At 73.0% G+C, this 12860-nt stretch carries 8 protein-coding genes; 4 read left to right on the forward strand and 4 right to left on the reverse strand.

The features are described from left to right. Position 1 precedes the first annotated feature (1 nt). Positions 2-400, forward strand: coding sequence for a hypothetical protein (locus ACIGXM_RS06450; RefSeq protein WP_396557491.1), 399 nt, complete (start codon positions 2-4; stop codon positions 398-400). 65 nt (positions 401-465) lie between these two features. On the opposite strand, the gene ACIGXM_RS06455 is transcribed toward ACIGXM_RS06450, so the two are convergent. The 3 genes from ACIGXM_RS06455 to ACIGXM_RS06465 all read right to left on the reverse strand — a co-directional run bounded on the left by ACIGXM_RS06455 (position 466) and on the right by ACIGXM_RS06465 (position 3683). Further along, positions 466-1017 (reverse strand): ATP-binding protein, encoded by a 552-nt coding sequence (locus ACIGXM_RS06455; protein ID WP_396557493.1) that lies wholly within the window; start codon positions 1015-1017, stop codon positions 466-468. A 95-nt stretch (positions 1018-1112) separates the two neighbouring features. After that, positions 1113-2300: an Ig-like domain-containing protein gene (locus ACIGXM_RS06460; RefSeq protein WP_396557495.1), complete on the reverse strand. Its 1188-nt coding sequence runs from the start codon at positions 2298-2300 to the stop codon at positions 1113-1115. A 174-nt stretch (positions 2301-2474) separates the two neighbouring features. Next, positions 2475-3683, reverse strand: a complete 1209-nt coding sequence (locus ACIGXM_RS06465) for an Ig-like domain-containing protein (RefSeq protein ID WP_396557497.1) — start codon at positions 3681-3683, stop codon at positions 2475-2477. 328 nt (positions 3684-4011) lie between these two features. On the opposite strand from ACIGXM_RS06465, the gene glgX reads away from it, so the two are divergent. The 3 genes from glgX to ACIGXM_RS06480 all read left to right on the forward strand — a co-directional run bounded on the left by glgX (position 4012) and on the right by ACIGXM_RS06480 (position 9901). After that, entirely contained in the window at positions 4012-6204 is a 2193-nt protein-coding gene (gene glgX / locus ACIGXM_RS06470; RefSeq protein WP_396557499.1) for a glycogen debranching protein GlgX, read from the forward strand. 83 nt (positions 6205-6287) lie between these two features. Beyond that, positions 6288-8099, forward strand: coding sequence for an ABC transporter ATP-binding protein (locus ACIGXM_RS06475; protein WP_396557501.1), 1812 nt, complete (start codon positions 6288-6290; stop codon positions 8097-8099). Next, complete coding sequence (locus tag ACIGXM_RS06480; protein ID WP_396557503.1) at positions 8096-9901, forward strand: ABC transporter ATP-binding protein; 1806 nt, start codon at positions 8096-8098, stop codon at positions 9899-9901. The genes ACIGXM_RS06475 and ACIGXM_RS06480 overlap by 4 nt, the downstream gene beginning before the upstream one ends. A gap of 258 nt (positions 9902-10159) precedes the next feature. Here ACIGXM_RS06480 and glgP read toward each other — a convergent pair whose 3' ends face one another. Then, entirely contained in the window at positions 10160-12808 is a 2649-nt protein-coding gene (gene glgP, locus ACIGXM_RS06485; protein ID WP_396557505.1) for an alpha-glucan family phosphorylase, read from the reverse strand. Positions 12809-12860: the final 52 nt, after the last annotated feature.

The following is a 12860-nucleotide window of genomic DNA, read 5'->3' on the forward strand; positions in this document are numbered from 1 at the left end:
AATGGCACCGGAGAGCTGGAACAACCCGCGGCTTTCGGAGGACCTCGAACTGGTCCCGGAGAGCGGTGGGCCCCGCGACTACGCGGCCCGGACGGACGGACCCGTCACCTACCTGGTGGTGGCCAATGCCGAGGGCGTCCTGGGCTACCTCTGGGCGAACGACGCCGACGACGCCGCCGGCTTCGTCCCCCGCGAGGCCGGCGGCGACGACGCCTACAACGCCTGGGGTGCCTGGGACGACGAGCTGCGCCGGCGGAAGGAGCGGGACCTGCCGCCCTCCCGGGCGCTGGCCGAGCTGGCGGAGATCCCCGGCGGCGTCCGCTGGGGGCGGGTCGTCCCGGGCGCACCGACGCAGGCCCCGAGCCTCCCGGCACTGCGCGAGCTCGCCGCCCACGCCTGACGCGGACCGTCCCGCCCTCGACCGAGCCCGGCCCGCCCGGGTTCGGCCCGGCGGCCGGTCGGGCCTCAGGACCGTTCGCGGATCTTGAGCTCGAACCAGACGCCCTTGCCGCGGGGGAGCAGGTCGGCGCCCCAGCGGTCGGCCAGGGTGTCCACCAGGAGGAGTCCGTGGCCGCAGACCGCGCCCGAGGAGCCGGGGGCCGCGACGATCAGGCAGGGCAGCGCGCGGGAGGAGTCGCGCACCTCGACCCGCAGCCAGCCCGGGCGGCGGGAGAGCTTGAGGCCGATGGTCCGGCCGCCGGTGTGCCGAACGGCGTTGGCGACCAGCTCGGCGGTGAGTAACTCGCCCACCTCCAGCAGCGGGTGCAGCCCCCACTCCTGGAGCACCGAGAGCACCAAACGGCGCGCGACCGGCGCGGAGGAGCGCCGGGACGGTAGCCGGGCCTCCTCCTGCGCCGCGGGGTCGATCAGCCGGGGCCGCACCTCCCGCTCCAGCTCCCGCGTGGAGAGCCGTTCCAGGGCCGCCAGCGCGGACCGCCCGGCGCCCCCTGAGGGAACGTCAGCAGCCGTGCCGGGGCCGAGATGTGATGACCGATCCGCTTCGCCCCATCCCGCCATGCGACCCATCATCGCGCTTGGCGAGCGGCCATGTACGGACAATGACCAAACGATCACTATTCAATTGGCATATGACAGCAGCGCGTGGCCTCCCCCTACCAGGCGCTCCAGGGCATGTTCCAACCGCTCAGACCGTTGTCCGGGGCCACCTGGCCGCCCTTGGAGTTGATGACCTTCACGACATCTCCCACCAAGGCGTTGTTGTAGAACTTGCCCGCCGGGGAGCCGTCACTGCCGTTGCCCGCGGTGTCCTCCAGGCCGACGCAGCCGTGGCTGACGTTCTGCGAGCCGAAGGTGGAGTGCGCGGACCAGTTGTTGCCGTGCACGTAGGTGCCCGAGTCGGTCAGCCGCAGGGCGTGCGGCACCATCAGGTCGTACTCGCCCGCCTTGAGGCCCGGCACGGTGGCGGAGCTCATCCGGGTGGTGCCCTCCTTGGCCTCGATCACCATGGTGCCGTTGTAGGTGGGGTGCGCGGCCGAGCCGGAGCTGATCGGGATGGTCTGGGTCGGCTGCCCGTCCCGCACCACCGTCATGGTGTGTCCGGCATCGTCAACCGTGCTGACGGAAGAGCGCCCGATAGTGAAGGACTCGTCCCGGTCCGAACCCCCGTAGACGCCCGGGGAGACTTCGACGCTCTTCAGCCGGAAGTGGATGGCCACCTTGGTGCCGGGCTTCCAGAACTCCTGCGGCCGCAGGTCGAGCCGCTGGCTGCCCATCCAGTGGCCCTTGACCTGGGTGCCGTCCGAGGTCTCGAAGGTGATCGCCTTCTCGACCGCCTCCTTGTTCTGCACCGCCTGGCCGAAGTTGACCGAGACGATCATGCCGACGCCGTAGGTCGAGCCGGTGACCACGTTGTCCTGACTGCGCGAGGTCCTGGCCGGGGTCAGCGTGTTGAAGGTGCTGGTCGCCGTGGCGGCGATCCCCTTGGCGTCGGTGGCCTGGGCGTTCACCTGGTACTGCGAGTCCACCGCGAGGCCGGCGGACGGGGTCCAGCTCTGGCCGTCGGCGGCGAGGGTACCGGCCACCGGGGCACCGCTCCTGTCGGTCACCGAGACCTGGGTCAGCTTGCCGCTGGCGACCGAGACCTTGAGCGGGGCGTCCGGCGCGACGTCCTGGGAACCGTTCTTGGGCTCGATGTCGACCACCGCCGCCGACGTCTTCGCCGCCGCCGCGTCGCCGCCGGCCTGCCCGCTCCTCGCCGTGCCACCGCCACCGTTGCACGCGGTGGTCAGCAGCAGCGTGCCGCCCAGTGCCAGCACCGCTCCGATGCGTATCGAGCGCATGTGTCCTTCTCCCCAGCTCGGTTCCGACTTCTTACACGCACGAACCGGCCGAACAGTTCCCACCGGAACGACACAACAACGACACCGGACACACCTCCGAACCGGACCGGAACGGCAATCGGCCCGACACCGCGCGTCGCGGTATCGGGCCGATTGTCACAGCCGCCCCTCAGGTCACCAATTGGACCAGGGAATGTTCCAGCCACTCAGGCCGTTGCCCGGATCCACCTGCGGACCCGTGGAGTTCTTGACGATCACCACATCGCCCACCATCGATTCGGCGTACATCTTTCCGGCCGACGAACTGGGGCTGCCCCCCTCGACGTCCTGCAGACCGATGCAGCCGTGGCTGACGTTCTCGTGGCCGTAGGCGCCGGCCGCCCAGTAGTTGCCGTGCACGTAGGTGCCGGAGTCGGTCAGCCGCATCGAGTGCGGGACCATCTCGTCGTACGAGGCGCCGCCCAGGCCGGGGACCGTGGAGGACTTCATCTCCACCGTCCCCTCCATCCGCTCGATCACCATGGTGCCGTTGTAGGTGGCCCAGTTGGCGGGGTCGGAGGCACCGGTGGTGACCGGGATCACCTGGGTCTGCGAACCGTTGGTGACCACCGTCATGGTGTGTGCCGCCGCGTCGACGGTGCTGACCTGCGAGCGCCCGATGGTGAAGGTCTCGTCGCGGTCCGAGCCGCCGTAGACGCCCGGGGAGATCTCCACGCTCTTCAGCCGGATGTGCACGGTGACCTGGGTCCCCGGCGTCCAGAAGTTCTGCGGCCGCAGCTCGTACCAGTTGTCCTCGTTGAACCAGTGGCCCTTGACCTGGCTGCCGTCCGAGGCGGTGACGGTGATCGCCTGGGCGACGGCGTCCTTGTTGGTGACCCGCTGGCCGAACTCCAGCTGGATGATCATGCCGACCCCGTAGGTGGAGCCGGTGGTGATGTTGTCCTCGCTGTGCGCGGTCTTGGTCGGGGTCAGCGTGGTGAAGCTGCTGGTGGTGGTGGAGGTGACCCCCTTGGCGTCCACCGCCTGCGCGCTCACCTGGTAGGTGTCGCTGACCGAGAGGTTGCCGGCCGGGGTCCAGCTGGAACCGTCCGGCGAGAGGGTGCCGTTCACCGTCGAGCCGTCACTGCCCTTGACCGTCACCCCGGTGAGCTTGCCGCTCGCCACGCTGACCTTCAGCGCCCCGCTCGGCGCCACGTCCTGCGTGCCGTTCTTCGGCTCGATGTCGACCACCGCGGCGGAGGTCTTCGCCGCCGCCTGAGCCGCCGTACCGCCCCCACTGCCCCCGGCCGAGCTGCCGCCGCTGTGGCCGCCCCCGCCGCTGCACGCCGCGAGCAACAGCGCGCCGCTGAGCGCCCCCACCGCGCGTATCCACTTCGTCGCCATTCGACGTCCCCTTCAGTTCGGTCCCGCGGTCATATACGCCGTGGACCGGAGATCAGTTGCACCATCAACCGAAACCACCCGGTCCACCCCGGGACCGGACCCCGTTGCCCCGCGCGTGCGAAAGGATAACGGGGCCGAATGAGTGAATCTTGGGAGGGAGCCGCGTGCCCACTCGGTGAACGACCCGCCCCCCTGCGCCCGAGGGACCGAGGTCCATCCACATGGGCATGCCAGTCGCCTTCCGCCCGACAATCTGATTCCGCGTGGGACACGAGGGAACGATTCCACTCAGCGGACACCGGCAGTTCGGCGAGCGGAGGGCGTGGTCATGACGGCAGGGCAGGAACTGGAGAGCGGACCCGGCCGTCCCGCCGCCCCGACCAGCGCCCCGCACCAACCGCCGCAGACCCCCTGGCCGGGCAGCTGGCAGCCGCTCGGCGCCCGCTACCGGCACGACCCGCAGGGCACCCGCGGCACCAACTTCGCGCTCTGGGCGGCCGGCGCCGAGGCCGTCGAGCTCTGTCTCTTCGACGACGACGGCCAGGAGACCCGCCACCCGCTCACCGAGCAGACCTTCCAGACCTGGCACGGCTACCTGCCCGGAGTAGGCCCCGGCCAGCGCTACGGCTACCGGGTGCACGGCCGCTGGGACCCGTGGACCGGCGCCCGCTGGAACCCGGCCAAGCTGCTGCTCGACCCGTACGCCCGGGCCGTGGACGGCGTCTTCACCGGCCACGACGCCTGTTGCGGCTCGGTCCGCGACTGGCCCGAGCCCGGGGTCGCCGACACCGTCCGGGACAACCGCGACTCCGCGCCGTACGTGGCCAAGGGCGTGGTGGTGCACGACGACGACGACTGGTCCGACGACCGCCGCCCGAAGACCCCGTGGGCCGAGACCGTCCTCTACGAGCTGCACGTGCGCGGCTTCACCCGCCGCCACCCGGGCATCCCGCCCGAACTGCGCGGCACCTACGCCGGCCTGGCCCACCCCGCGGCCATCGAGTACCTGACCGGCCTCGGCGTCACCGCCGTCGAGCTGCTCCCGGTCCACCAGTTCGCCAGCGAGGACCACCTGCACGCCAAGGGCCTCGCCAACTACTGGGGTTACAACTCGATCGGCTGGTTCGCCCCGCACGGCGGCTACTCCTCCTCCGGCACCCGCGGCCAGCAGGTCGGCGAGTTCAAGCGGATGGTCCGGGCGCTGCACCGGGCCGGCATCGAGGTGATCCTCGACGTCGTCTTCAACCACACGGCCGAGGGCGGCGAGCTGGGCCCGACCCTGTCGCTGCGCGGCATCGACAACGCCGGCTACTACCGCCCGGCCCGCGGCAACCGCGGCTACGCCGACTACACCGGCTGCGGCAACACCCTGGACACCCGGCAGCCGCACGCGCTGCGGCTGGTCACCGACTCGCTGCGGTACTGGGTGAGCGAGATGGGCGTGGACGGCTTCCGCTTCGACCTGGCCGCCGCGCTGGCCCGCGGCGGCGACGGGGTCGAGATGCACCACCCGTTCCTGGCCGCGGTCTCCCAGGATCCGCTGCTCAGCCGGGTCAAGCTGATCGCCGAGCCCTGGGACGTCGGCCACGGCGGCTACCAGGTCGGCAACTTCCCGCCGCTGTGGGCCGAGTGGAACGACAAGTACCGGGACACCGTGCGGGACTTCTGGCGCGGCGCCCGACCGGACGTCCGCGAGCTGGGCTACCGGCTCTCCGGCTCCTCCGACCTCTACCAGCTCGGCGGCCGCCGCCCGTACGCCTCGGTCAACTACGTGACCGCGCACGACGGTTTCACCCTGCGCGACCTGGTCACCTACCAGGCCAAGCGGAACGCCGCGAACGGCGAGGACGGCCGGGACGGCACCGACGACAACCGGTCCTGGAACTGCGGCGTCGAGGGCGAGACCGACGACCCGGCGGTGGCCGCGCTGAGACTGCGCCAGCTGCGCAACCTGATGGCCACCCTGCTGCTCTCGACCGGCGTCCCGATGATCACCGCCGGCGACGAGTTCGGCCGCACCCAGCAGGGCAACAACAACGCCTACTGCCAGGACAACGAGATCAGCTGGGTGGACTGGTCGCTGCTGGCCGACCCCGAGTGGCGCCGGTTGCACGAGCTGACCGCCCGGCTGATCCGGCTGCGCCGCGAGCACCCGGTGCTGCGGCAACGGGCGTTCTTCTCCGGCCGGGCCGCCGTGCCGGGCGGGCAGCGCGACCTGACCTGGCTCACCCCGCGCGGCGAGGAGATGACCGAGGCCGACTGGTTCGCCCCGACCGCGGTGCTCGGGATGCTGCTCTCCGGCGGCGCGATGTCCGAACGGGACGAGCACGGCTGCGAGTTGAGTGACGACAGCTTCCTGCTGCTGCTCAACGCCTCGGCCCGGCCGGTCGAGTTCGTGCTGCCGCCGGGCGGCCCATACCGGACCGTGCTGGACACCGCCGACCAGGCGACCGGCGCGCTGGCCGCCCGTTCGCTGCGCCTGCTGCGGGCCGTGGCGGGGGCCGCGAACGGGCGGCGCTGACCGCACCGCCGGTGGCCGGTTCCGGACCGCGCGACGTGAAAACCTGGTGAGAAATCAAGGTCCGGCGCCCTACCCTCTCGGCGATGGACGAGAACACCACCCCCGCGCCCTCGCCCGCCACGGAACCCACCAGGTCGACCGTGCGCTCGCTGCTCCGGCTGCGAACCTACGCCCGACCGATCCGCTGGTACCTGGCCGGATCGATCCTGGCCGCCCTGATCGCCTCCTCGACCGTCCTGGTGGTGCCACTGGTGCTGGGCCGGATCGTGGACGGCCCGATCGCCCACCACGACCTGGGCGGGCTCTGGGCACCCACCGGACTCCTGCTGCTGCTCGGGCTGGCCGAGGCCGGGCTCTTCGGCCTGCGCCGGGTGCTGATCGCCCGTCCGCTCTCCCGGGTCGAGGCCGCCATGCGCGACGACCTCTACGCCAAGCTGCAACGGCTGCCGGTGGCCTTCCACGACCGCTGGCCGTCCGGCCAGTTGCTCTCCCGGGCCACCTCGGACATGTACACCCTGCGGCTCTTCCTGGCCTTCCCGCTGGTCTTCCTGATCGTCAACACGCTGGTCTTCCTGGCCGGCAGCACGCTGATGTTCGCGCTGGACTGGCGGCTCGGACTGATCGCGCTGCTGCCCACCGGTCCGCTCATCGTGCTCTGCCACTACTTCGAGAGCCGCTACTCGACCGCCGCCCGACTGGCCCAGGACCGCAACGGTGACCTGGCGACCGTGCTGGAGGAGTCGGTGCTCGGCATCCGGATCCTCAAGTCCTTCGGCCGGCACCGGACGATGGCCCAGCGGTTCCGCGAGCAGGCCGGCGGGCTGCGCTCGGTCGAGCTGCACAAGGCCCGGATGCTCGCCAACCTCTGGGCGGTGATCGTCGGTCTGCCCGAGGCCGCGCTGGGCTGCTCGCTGGCGGCCGGGGTCACCCTGGTGGCGCACGACGAGCTCAGCGCGGGCAACCTGGTCGCCTTCCTCTCCACCGCGCTGGCGCTGCGCTGGCCGGTCGAGTCGCTGGGCTGGCTGCTCGCCTACAGCAACGAGGCCGGCACCGCCGCCGACCGCTACTTCGAGGTGATGGACACCCCGGAGGAGCCCGAACTGGCCGTCGAGCAGACCGTGCCGACCGGCGACGGCATCCGCTTCAGCAAGGTCACCTTCCGCTACCCGGACGCCCCGGCCGACAGCCCGGACCTGCTCCGCGGCATCGACCTGCACATCCGCAGCGGCGAGACGATGGCCCTGGTCGGCGCCACCGGCAGCGGCAAGACCACGCTCACCGCGCTGCTCCCCCGGCTGTACGACGCCACCGGCGGCACCATCACGCTGGACGGCCAGGACATCCGGCGGCTGCCCCGGCCCCGGCTGCGCGAACTGGTCGCGGTGGCCTTCGAGGAGCCCACCCTGTTCTCCGCCAGCGTGCGGGAGAACGTGCTGATGGGCGCCCCGGACGCACCGCCGGAGGCGCTGGAGCGGGCGCTCGCCACCGCCCAGGCCGGCTTCGTCCACCAGCTGCCGCAGGGGGTCGACACCGAGGTCGGCGAGCAGGGCCTGAGCCTCTCCGGCGGCCAGCGCCAGCGGCTGGCGCTGGCTCGGGCGGTGGTCGGCGACCCGCGCTTCCTGGTGCTGGACGACCCGCTCTCCGCGCTGGACGTGCACACCGAGGCGCTGGTCGAGCAGGCGCTGCGCGAGGTGCTCGCCGGCTCCACCGCGCTGGTGGTCGCGCACCGGCCGAGCACGGTGCTGCTGGCCGACCGGGTGGCCGTGCTCGCCGACGGCCGGATCCTGGCCGTCGGCACCCACCAGGAGCTGCTGGACTCCTGTCCCGCCTATCGCGAGCTGATGTCCGGCCGCAGCGCGCTCGAAGAGAGCCTGGAAGGGAGCGTGGCCCGATGACCACCGTCGTGGAAGAGCCGATCGTCACCGACGACGAGGACATCCCCGTCCCGCCCGGTGCCTCGCGCGCGCTGCTGCGCTCGCTGCTCGCGCCGCACCGGCGCCGGGTGGTGCTGGCGATGCTGCAGATCATGGTCCAGCAGGCCGCCCTGCAGTCCGGCCCGCTGCTGGTGGCCGTCGCCATCGACCAGGGGATCCCGGCGCTGCGCCGGCACGACAGCGGCCCGCTGGTCGCGGTCACCGCCGCCTACCTGGGCTGCGCCGCGCTGAGCACGCTGCTGCAACGGGCCTTCATCCGGCTCTCCGGGCTGATCAACCAGGACATCCTGCTGGAGCTGCGGAGCCGGATCTTCCGGCACGCCCAGCGGCTCGGGCTGGACTTCCACGAGCGCTACACCTCGGGCCGGATCATCTCCCGGGCCACCAGCGATGTGGACACCCTGCGCGAGCTGCTCAACGAGGGTCTCCAGGAGCTGCTCTCGGTCGCCCTCTCGGTCGCCTACATCGCGGTCATCCTGCTGGTGATGGACTGGCGGCTGGGCCTGCTCTCGCTGGTCTCCGCGCTGCCGATGTACCTGCTGGTGCGGATGTTCCAGCGGCGCAGCGGACGGGTCTACCGGCGCTCGCGGACCGCCAACGCCTCGGTGATCGTCCGCTTCACCGAGACCATGAACGGCATCCGCCCGGTGCAGGCGTTCCGCCGCGAGGCGGCCAACGAGGCGGCCTTCCGCGAGGTCAACCAGGGCTACGCCAAGTCCAACGCGGACGGCCTGCTGGAGATGGCCCGCTACGTCGGCTACTCCCGGGCCACCGCCAACCTGTGGATCACCGGCGTGGTGCTGGCCGGCGCCTGGCTGGTCACCGACGGCAGCCTGGAGCTCGGCGTGCTCACCGGCTTCGTGCTCTACCTGCGCCGGCTCTACGACCCGATCGACCAGCTGGCGATGTTCCTGAACAGCTACCAGGCGGCCGGCGCGGCGCTGGAGAAGATCTCCGGCCTGCTGGCGCACGAGCCCTCGGTCGCCGAGCCGGTCAGCCCGGCCGAGCTGCCGCGGACCGGCGCCAAGGGCCGCACGGTGGCCTTCGAGGGCGTCGGGTTCGCCTACCGCACCGGCAGGCAGGTGCTGCCCGCGTTCGACCTGACGCTCGCCGCCGGACGGACCACCGCGGTGGTCGGCGCCACCGGGGCCGGCAAGTCCACCCTGGCCAAGCTGCTGGCCCGGTTCTACGACCCGTCCACCGGGCGGATCACCCTGGACGGCGTGGACCTGCGCGAGCTGTCCACCACCGAGCTGCGGCGCGGCGTGGTGATGGTCACCCAGGAGTCCTTCCTGTTCTCCGGCACGGTGGCGGAGAACATCGAGATCGGCCGGCCCGGCGCCTCCCGGGCCGAGGTCGAGGAGGCCGCCCGGGCGATCGGCGCGTACGAGTTCATCTCGGCGCTGCCGGACGGCTTCGACACCGACGTGCGCAAGCGCGGCGGCCGGATCTCGGCCGGTCAGCGCCAGCTGGTGGCCTTCGCCCGGGCGCTGCTGGCCGACCCCGCGGTGCTGATCCTGGACGAGGCGACCTCCTCGCTGGACGTCCCCGGCGAGCAGGCGGTCCAGCGGGCGATGCGGACCGTGCTGGCCGGCCGGACCGCCGTGATCATCGCGCACCGGCTCTCCACGGTGGAGATCGCCGACCGGGTGCTGGTGATGGACCAGGGCCGGATCGTCGAGGACGGCTCCCCGGCCGAGCTGGTCTCCGCCACCGGCCGGTTCGCCACGCTGCACACGGCCTGGCGGGAGAGCCTGGTGTGACCCTCACGGCGGGGGAGGTCACTGCCGAGCCCGTGGTGGGGGGGGGGGGGGGGCGGGCGCCCCCCCCCCCCCGGCGGCCCCCCCCCCCCCCCCCCCCCCCCCCCCCCCCCCCGCCCCCCCCCGGGGGCGGCCCGCCCCCCGGGGGGGGGGGGGGTGGGGGGGGGGGGCCCCCCGCGGGGGGGGGGGCGCGCGGGGGCGGGCGGGGGGGGGGGGCGCCCCCCCCCCCCCCCCCCCCACCACGAGTGGACGGCCACCCGTTCAGCGCAGCACACCCGCGTCCATCCCGGCCGACTCGGCGGGCAGCGCGACCAGCCCCAGCTCGGCCGGCGAGGCCAGCAGCGGATGGGTCGGCAGCACCCGGACGGTGTAGCCGAACGGGCCGGTCCGGCTCAGCTCCAGGGTGCCCTCGTAGCGCTGCCGGCCGTCCAGGTCCGGACCGCCGACCGGCTTGAGGGTCTGCACCTCGGCCTCGCCGATCCGGTCCGACTCGTCCACCTCGCCGGAGACCACCTGGACCTCGACGTCCCCCGCCGTCAGGCTGCCCAGCGCGACCTGGGCCCGCAGCGCCAGGCTGCTGCCCAGCTCCGGCGCCTCGGCCGGGCCGGCCGCGTCCACGTGCTCGACCCGGACGGCCGGCCAGGCCTCCCGGACCCGCGCCTTCCAGCCGGCCAGCAGCCGCGCGCCGTCCCCGGCCAGCTCGCGCTGGGCCAGCGCGGCCGGCGCGTACAGCCGCTCGACGTACTCGCGGACCATCCGACCGGCCAGCACCTTGGGCCCGAGGGTGACCAGGGTGTGCCGGACCATGGCGATCCAGCGGTGTGGCAGGCCGTCCGTCCCCCGGTCGTAGTAGCGGGCCGCCACCTGGTGCTCGATCAGGTCGTACAGCGCGGCGGCCTCGATGTCGTCCCGGTGCTCCTCGGTGAAGCCGGGGGCGTCGGCGGTCGGGATCGCCCAGCCGTTCCGGCCGTCGTACCACTCGTCCCACCAGCCGTCCAGCACCGAGAGGTTGAGGCAGCCGTTGAGCGCGGCCTTCATCCCCGAGGTGCCGCAGGCCTCCAGCGGGCGCAGCGGGTTGTTCAGCCAGACGTCGCAGCCCGGGTAGAGGTGCTTGGCCATCGCCATGTCGTAGTCCGGCAGGAAGACGATCCGGTGGCGCACCGCCGGGTCGTCCGCGAACGACACCAGCTGCTGGATCAACCGCTTGCCGCCGTCGTCCGCCGGGTGGGCCTTGCCGGCCACCACCAGCTGCACCGGGCGGGTCGGGTGCAGCAGCAGCCCGCGCAGCCGGTCCGGGTCGCGCAGCATCAGGGTGAGCCGCTTGTAGGACGGGACCCGGCGGGCGAAGCCGATGGTCAGCACCTCCGGGTCGAGCACCGAGCCGGTCCAGCCCAGTTCGGCGTCACCGGCGCCGCGCTGGCGCCAGGAGGCCCGGACCCGGCGGCGGGCCTCCTCGACCAGCTGGCCGCGCAGCGCCCGGCGGACCTCCCAGATCTCCGCGTCGCCGATCCGCTCCACCCCGGTCCAGCGCTCGGTGGCGCCACTGGCCAGCGCGTCCTCGGTGCGCTCGGCGCCGATCTCGGCCGCGCCGAGCCGGAGCACCTGCGGGTCGACCCAGGTGGGCGCGTGCACGCCGTTGGTGACCGAGGTGATCGGCACCTCGGCGGGGTCGAAACCCGGCCAGAGCGCGCCGAACATCGAGCGGCTGACCTCGCCGTGCAGGGTGCTCACCCCGTTGGCGCGCTGGGCCAGCCGCAGGCCCATCACGGCCATGTTGAACAGCTTGGGGTCGCCACCGGGCCAGCTCTCCAGGCCCAGCGCGAGCACCTGGTCCACCGGGACGCCGGGCAGCGCGGCGTCCCCGCCGAAGTGCCGGGCCACCAGCTCCCGGTCGAACCGGTCGATGCCGGCCGGGACCGGGGTGTGGGTGGTGAAGAGCGTGCCGGCCCGGACCGACTCCAGCGCGGCGGCGAAGTCCGGCCCGCCCTCCGGCCCGCCCTGCTGCTCGGCGACCAGCTCGCGGATCCGCTCGATGCCGAGGAACCCGGCGTGGCCCTCGTTGGTGTGGAAGACCTCGGGGGCGGGGTGGCCGGTGAGCCGGCAGAAGGTGCGCACCGCGCGCACGCCGCCGATCCCCAGCAGCATCTCCTGCAGCAGCCGGTGCTCGCTGCCACCGCCGTAGAGCCGGTCGGTGACGTCCCGCTCGGCGGCCGCGTTGGCGTCGATGTCGGAGTCCAGCAGCAGCAGCGGGACCCGCCCGACCTGGGCCTTCCAGATCTGGGCGGCCAGCGTGCGGCCGGCCGGCAGCGTCAGGTCCACCCGGCAGGGCGTGCCGTCGGCCTCGCGCAGCGGGGTGACCGCCAGCTCGTCCGGGTCGAGCAGCGGGTAGCGCTCCTGCTGCCAGCCCTCCCGGGTGAGCGACTGGCGGAAGTAGCCGTGCCGGTAGAGCAGCCCGACCCCGATGATCGGCACGCCCAGGTCACTGGCGGCCTTGAGGTGGTCGCCGGCCAGGATGCCGAGGCCGCCGGAGTACTGCGGCAGCGCGGCGGCGATGCCGTACTCCGGCGAGAAGTAGGCGATCGCGGCCGGCAGCGCACTCTCGCCGGGCGAGCGGGCGGCCTGGTACCAGCGCGGGGCGCCGAGGTAGTCGTGCAGGTCGTCGGCGAGGTCGCCGAGCCGGCGCAGGAAGCGCCGGTCGGCGGCGAGCGCGGCGAGCCGGGCGGCCGGTACCTCGCCCAGCAGCCGGACCGGGTCCTCCCCGACGGACTCCCAGACACCGGGATCGACCGAGCGGAACAGTTCCCGGGTCTCCGGGTGCCAGGACCAGCGCAGGTTTAGCGCGAGTTCGTGCAGCGGATGGAGTTGCTCGGGGAGGACGGTGCGGACGGTGAATCTGCGGATGGCCTTCACGGCCCGAAGCGTAGACCGGGGCGACCGGGTGAGGTGGCGTCAACTCCCGTAG

It is taken from the genome of Kitasatospora sp. NPDC052896 (assembly GCF_044547075.1).
GTDB lineage: Bacteria > Actinomycetota > Actinomycetes > Streptomycetales > Streptomycetaceae > Kitasatospora.

Bases quoted from the DNA above. Each gene is read 5' to 3' on its own strand.
- ACIGXM_RS06450 (WP_396557491.1), top strand. From the start codon at position 2: ATGGCACCGGAGAGCTGGAACAACCCGCGGCTTTCGGAGGACCTCGAA.
- ACIGXM_RS06455 (WP_396557493.1), bottom strand. From the start codon at position 1,017: ATGGCGGGATGGGGCGAAGCGGATCGGTCATCACATCTCGGCCCCGGC.
- ACIGXM_RS06460 (WP_396557495.1), bottom strand. From the start codon at position 2,300: ATGCGCTCGATACGCATCGGAGCGGTGCTGGCACTGGGCGGCACGCTG.
- ACIGXM_RS06465 (WP_396557497.1), bottom strand. From the start codon at position 3,683: ATGGCGACGAAGTGGATACGCGCGGTGGGGGCGCTCAGCGGCGCGCTG.
- glgX (WP_396557499.1), top strand. From the start codon at position 4,012: ATGACGGCAGGGCAGGAACTGGAGAGCGGACCCGGCCGTCCCGCCGCC.
- ACIGXM_RS06475 (WP_396557501.1), top strand. From the start codon at position 6,288: ATGGACGAGAACACCACCCCCGCGCCCTCGCCCGCCACGGAACCCACC.
- ACIGXM_RS06480 (WP_396557503.1), top strand. From the start codon at position 8,096: ATGACCACCGTCGTGGAAGAGCCGATCGTCACCGACGACGAGGACATC.